This is a genomic window from Thalassolituus sp. UBA2590 (assembly GCF_002339775.1).
Taxonomy (GTDB): Bacteria; Pseudomonadota; Gammaproteobacteria; order Pseudomonadales; family Oceanobacteraceae; genus Thalassolituus.
Window position 1 is genome coordinate 1606 of record NZ_DDKU01000010.1, and the last position, 4051, is coordinate 5656.

Consider the following 4051-nt stretch of genomic DNA (forward strand, 5'->3'; position numbering starts at 1 on the left):
TCCATGAAAGTGGTTACAGATCAGACCCGTTCCCGCGATAATCATGACTGGTAATACCTCACCTGAAAGAATTCAGATATTGAAGGCAGGTGGTTATCCAGTGTTGTTTAAACCTGTCAGCAATACAGAAATTACTACGGCGATTGCTCAACTTAATATTCCGTAGTCGATTCACTTTGAAAATAAGAATTCAGGAACAGCTTAGGCTCAGAGACCGAGAGACCTTGCTTTGTTAAGGCACTCAATTCGGCTGCTGACGTTAAGGGTGCCGTACATAAGACGGACATGGGTTTTGATTGTGTTTGGACTCAGAAATAACATGTCAGCTATTTCTCCATTGCTCATTCCGGATTTCATTAACGTGAGAATGGCTTGTTGCCGTGGAGAGAGAGGGTTTTCGGTGCCAGTTTTACCTGTTTTGGCATCGCGAAATGCAGGTGGGTAATAGCCACCCTCAACGACGGCAACGATGGCCTCCTTCACCTCATTTATGCTCTCTGACTTTCTTAAAAATCCGCGCGCGCCAGCCGCTTTAATCTCTGCCATATTGTGTGGCGTGAGATTACCAGAGCAGACCAGTACAGGTATCTCAAGGCCATGCTGAGAAAGTATCTTCAGCATATCTGTGCCATCCATACCTTCCATTTCAAGGTCTAGAATGATCAGGTCAGGTTTTTCGGATTTCAGTTGTTCGAGAGCAGGTCGGGCGTCCGGGAAGATGCGCACGGAACAGTTGTAGCCAAATCCCTCAATGATATTTTTCAGGGCTTCAGCAAACATCTGATGATCATCGACAAGATAAAACAGCATCGGCTTCTACAACTGGAGTTCGATCGAAAAGATTACCACAACCGTAGAAGAGTCAGAGTGTCTTATGACGACCATTTCTGGCAAAGATCCATCCACGCCTGTATACCTGCACTCTGATATTTCTGTTTATGTAATATCAGGTACAGTCGGCGATGAAGGTCACGCTCAGGTGTCTGGATACGTACCAGGCGTCCGCTTTGAAGTTCATCCTCCAGCGTCATTAAAGACAGGCAACCAACACCGAGGTTTTCCTGCACCGCGCGTTTAATTGCCTCCGTGTGCTGTAACTCCAGCGCAATATTCATCTCAGGAAGCAGGCCGCGCATTGCCCGATTAAACGCCTGCCGCGTACCTGAACCATTTTCACGAAGAATCCAGGACGCCGCCATCAGTTGCTGATCGGTGACTGTGTCAGAAGTGGCTAACTCATGTTCTGGGCTGCAGAATACTGTCAGCTCATCACTACGCCAGGGTTTTATATCCAGATGAGGGTGCTGAAATTCGCCCTCGATCATACCGACGTCCAGTTCAAAATTCAGAACGCGCTCGGCGATGTGTTCAGTATTCTCAACGTCCAGCGTAATCGGAGCATCCGGATGGAGGCTCATGTACTCCGCGACCATCTGCACAGCGAGATAATTCCCGATGGATAAGGTTGCCCCGATATTGAGTGGGCCGGCATCTGCATTGTTCAGAAGACTCTGCTCCAGATCATCGGCCATCCCCATCAGGCGTTCGGCTGCCGGGCGAAGTTGCTTACCGCGATCACTCAACTGCAGGCGTTTGCCAACCCGGTCGAACAAGAGTACGTCGAACTGGGTTTCCAAATCTTTCAGAGCACTGCTCGCCGCACTTTGGGACATGTTCAGTTCAGTCGCTGCGCGGGTCAGGTTGCCAGCTTGTGCGATCGCGAGGAAGACTTCGAGTTGCCGCAATGTGTATCTCATTGTTATACGTCCGGGAATACTTTGATCGGTATATTCGATTAATTATATCAAAATAAGTTGTTTTATCGAATTTTATAGTAGGCGTAACCTGTGGTCATTCTTTGAGCAATTAGCTCAGCATCTTTCAGAAACAACGGAGTCGCCAACATGAGCAACCTGATTCGTGAAACAGTTACGAGCGTACATCATTGGAATGACACACTGTTCAGCTTCACTACCACCCGTAATCAGGGACTGCGTTTTAAGAATGGTCATTTCACTATGATCGGGCTTGAGGTTGAAGATAAGCCACTGCTCAGAGCTTACAGTATCGCCAGCGCGAACTACGAAGAAGAGATGGAGTTTTTCTCAATTAAGGTTCAGGACGGCCCTCTGACCAAGCACCTGCAGAAACTGTCTGTCGGTGATGAGATCCTGGTGGGAACCAAGCCAGTGGGTACCCTGATTACAGATAACCTTCTGCCGGGTAAGAACCTTTATCTGTTGAGCACAGGAACGGGGCTGGCGCCGTTTATGAGCATCATTAAAGACCTCGATGTGTATGAGCAATACGATAAGGTCATTCTGACTCACGGTGTTCGTTACGTATCTGAGCTGGCTTATCAGGACCGTATTGAAAACGAACTGCCAAACAACGAGTACTTCGGGGACATCGTGCAGGAGAAGTTAATTTACTACCCGACTGTGACCCGGGAAGAATACCGTAATACCGGACGCCTGACGGATCTGATCCGCAGTGGCAAGCTGGCAGCGGATATAGGCCTTGAGGACATCGATCCTGAGAATGACCGCTTTATGCTGTGTGGTAGCCCGGCGATGCTCGATGAGCTGACCGACATGCTCGACGAGCTGGGCTTTAAAGAAGCCCGCGGCGGGCACGCTGGTCATTACGTTATCGAGCGTGCATTCGTCGAGAAGTAAGTGAAAAGTAGTCTCTGGTAATGAGTAATTCTTAGCTGAGGTTTACCCACACTGGCATTAAAACTGCTGCATAGCTTCTATATTGTAAGAAGTGTCGGAAAAGCGACGCTTTTCTACCGGAAATTGTCGGGAGATTGACTATGCCAGTGCACGGTACTGTAGAAGCTGTGATGGACACCCTTGAAGGGGCAAAAGACGTAGCCAGGGCAATCCGCCAGTCGGGTTACCTGCTGGAAAAAAGTGACCTCAAGCGATTACTGGCTGATCTGACAGCCTCGGTGTCGGAAGCAAAGATGGAATTGTCTCTGCTTCAGGATGTGATCGAAGAAAAAGATGCTGAATTGATTCGGATGCATGAGGCGATTGTCTATCGTGGCAACCTGAAGCGTCGCGGTGACGGTTATTATAAAACGCTCGATGGACGGCCATTCGGTCAGCCGTACTGCTCCTATTGCTGGGAAAAGGACAGTCAGCTGTTTCACCTTCATAACAAGATACTCTCGCGTGATACCAGAACCTGTCCGCACTGCAAAAATGAATTTCAGGCTGTGCGGACACCATTCCTCGAAGCTGCTCACGTGGCATGATCAGGCGCCTTCAGGCGATTCGTGGTAGTCTTGCCTGCTGGAAGATTACCAACCTGAAGGCTCCTGTTATGACGATTCTGAGAAGCGCTCTTGTAGCGTACATTGCTGTTTGCGCGATCAATGTCCATTCTGCTGAAACAGCTCCAGCACAGCAGGAAAGGGAGCCAATCGTCCGTAAGGATATTCCTGCTGGTATTAAAACTGAGACCATGGAAGTTCAGGTTGTCTCGGAAGACGAATTCCCCGACGAGGCTAAAAACTTACCCACCTTGATCGATAAAGTTCGCACTGAGATGCTGGCTTCTGAAAACCCCTATGTTCTTTTACCTCATCGCCCCAACTACTTTCTGCCTCTGACCTGGCAGGCCAGGCCCAGCAACGACGAACTTGAGCGTGCTATTAACCAGTACGCTGATGAAAACGTTCCGCTTGAAGAGGGCTATGACCATCTGGAGGCTATTGTACAGTTAAGCCTCAAATACATTATTGCGGAAGATGTACTCGGAAACTTCAGTCGCATTGAATTGGGTTATACCAACCGTTCATTCTGGCAAGTGTATAACAGTGATATCTCCCGGCCCTTCCGGGAGACTAACCACGAACCTGAATTGATGGTTAGCTGGATGCTGAAAGATAAAATCGTAGATTATGTACGTTTGTCACTGAATCATCAGTCCAATGGACAGACCAGCACCTTGTCACGAAGCTGGAACCGGATTATCGCAGAAACGGCATTTATCGTAGGGAGTGGTGTGATCAGTCCAAAGGTCTGGTGGCGTATTCCGG

5 protein-coding genes are annotated in these 4051 nt (G+C 48.7%); 3 read left to right on the forward strand and 2 right to left on the reverse strand.

Annotated features, from left to right (window positions below; translation table 11 throughout):
• Nucleotides 1–207: 207 nt before the first annotated feature.
• Both B2067_RS00895 and B2067_RS00900 read right to left on the reverse strand, forming a co-directional pair.
• Complete coding sequence (locus B2067_RS00895) at nucleotides 208–810, reverse strand: response regulator transcription factor (protein WP_297532268.1); 603 nt, start codon at nucleotides 808–810, stop codon at nucleotides 208–210.
• A gap of 62 nt (nucleotides 811–872) precedes the next feature.
• Nucleotides 873–1757: a LysR family transcriptional regulator gene (locus B2067_RS00900; protein WP_301387196.1), complete on the reverse strand. Its 885-nt coding sequence runs from the start codon at nucleotides 1755–1757 to the stop codon at nucleotides 873–875.
• A 147-nt stretch (nucleotides 1758–1904) separates the two neighbouring features.
• Here B2067_RS00900 and B2067_RS00905 point away from each other — a divergent pair, with 147 nt between their 5' ends.
• The 3 genes from B2067_RS00905 to B2067_RS00915 form a co-directional block, all read left to right on the forward strand.
• Nucleotides 1905–2678, forward strand: coding sequence for a ferredoxin--NADP reductase (locus B2067_RS00905; protein ID WP_297532264.1), 774 nt, complete (start codon nucleotides 1905–1907; stop codon nucleotides 2676–2678).
• Nucleotides 2679–2818: 140 nt separating this feature from the next.
• A complete protein-coding gene (locus tag B2067_RS00910; RefSeq protein ID WP_301180221.1) occupies nucleotides 2819–3265 on the forward strand; it encodes a hypothetical protein in 447 nt (148 codons plus the stop codon).
• Nucleotides 3262–4051, forward strand: a 790-nt coding sequence (locus B2067_RS00915) for a phospholipase A (protein ID WP_301387197.1), incomplete at its 3' end; no start/stop codon positions are given. The genes B2067_RS00910 and B2067_RS00915, both read left to right, overlap by 4 nt.